Source organism: Pedobacter psychrotolerans, assembly GCF_004340665.1.
Lineage (GTDB): Bacteria > Bacteroidota > Bacteroidia > Sphingobacteriales > Sphingobacteriaceae > Pedobacter > Pedobacter psychrotolerans.
On record NZ_SLWO01000019.1, the window covers coordinates 1 to 1,691 of the forward strand.

1 pseudogene is annotated in these 1,691 nt (G+C 48.8%); it reads right to left on the minus strand.

Features of this window, described 5'->3' with window-relative positions:
- Positions 1-1,691: pseudogene (locus EV200_RS21850) on the minus strand (hypothetical protein); the annotation flags it as partial.

The following is a 1,691-nucleotide window of genomic DNA, read 5'->3' on the forward strand; positions in this document are numbered from 1 at the left end:
GTGAAATTAGTTGATGACTGATAATTGGTTCCATCAATGCTATAAGTTAAGCCTGAACCTGTTGGCGCAGTTACCGTGATGGTTCCGGTCGCTGTGGTGCAGGTTGGCTGTACCGCAGTAGCCGTTGGTGCAGCTGGCGTGGCCGGTTGTGCATCAATAGTGATGCTGGCCGAAGCAGAAGTACAGCCATCGCTGTTTCTTACCGTTACCGAATAAGTGCCTGAAGCAACATTATTGAAAGTGGTCGAAGCCTGATAGTTCGTGCCGTCAATGCTATACGTTAATCCTGATCCTGTTGGCGCACTTATCGTAATGGTTCCGGTCGCTGAAGTACAGGTAGGTTGTACCGCAGTAGCCATTGGTGCAGCTGGTGTGGCGGGTTGTGCATTAATAGTGATACTGGTCGAAGCAGAAGTACAGCCATCGCTGTTTCTTACCGTTACTGAATAAGTACCTGAAGCTACAATATTAAAAGTGGTAGATGCCTGATAGTTGGTTCCGTCAATGCTATAAGTTAAGCCTGAACCTGTTGGCGCAGAAACTGTAATAGTGCCTGTTGCTGTGGTGCAGGTAGGTTGTACCACAGTAGCTGTTGGTGCAGCTGGCGTGGCCGGTTGTGCATTAATCGTGATGCTGGTCGAAGCAGAAGTACAGCTATCGCTGTTTCTTACCGTTACTGAATAGGTACCCGAAGCTACATTATTAAAAGTGGTCGAAGCCTGATAGTTGCTGCCGTCAATGCTATACGTTAAGCCTGATCCTGTTGGCGCAGTTACCGTGATGCTGCCTGTGGCCGTGGTACAAGTAGGTTGTACCGCAGTAGCCGTTGGGGCAACTGGCGTAGCCGGTTGTGCATTAATAGTTACACTGGTCGCAGCAGAAGTACAACCATCGCTGTTTCTTACTGTTACCGAATAAGTGCCCGAAGAAACATTATTAAAAGTTGCCGAAGCCTGATAGTTTGTTCCGTCAATGCTATAGGTTAAGCCTGAACCCGTTGGCGCAGTTACCGTGATGGTTCCGGTCGCTGAAGTACAGGTAGGTTGTACCGCGGTAGCCGTTGGTGCAGCTGGTGTGGCGGGTTGTGCATCAATCGTGACGCTGGTCGAAGCAGAAGTACAGCCATCGCTATTTCTTACCGTTAACGAATAAGTGCCCGATGCGACGTTGGTAAAATCTGTCGAAGCCTGATAGTTCGTGCCGTCAATGCTATAAGTTAAGCCTGAGCCTGTTGGCGCAGTTACAGTGATGGTTCCGGTCGCTGTAGTACAGGTAGGTTGTACCGCAGTAGCCGTTGGTGCAGCTGGCGTGGCCGGTTGCGCATTAATAGTGATACTGGTCGAAGCAGAAGTACAGCCATCGCTGTTTATTACCGTTACCGAATAAGTGCCTGAAGCAACATTATTAAAAGTGGTGGAAGCTTGATAATTGGTTCCGTCAATGCTATAAGTTAAGCCTGATCCTGTTGGCGCAGTTACCGTGATGGTTCCGGTCGCTGTAGTACAAGTTGGTTGTACCGCAGTCGCAGTTGGCGCAGCTGGTGTGGCGGGTTGTGGGTTGATCGTTACACTAGTTGCAGCAGAAGTACAACCATCGCTGTTTCTTACCGTTAACGAATAAGTGCCCGGTGAAACGTTTGTGAAATTAGTTGATGACTGATAATTGGTTCCATCAATGCTATAAGTTAAGCC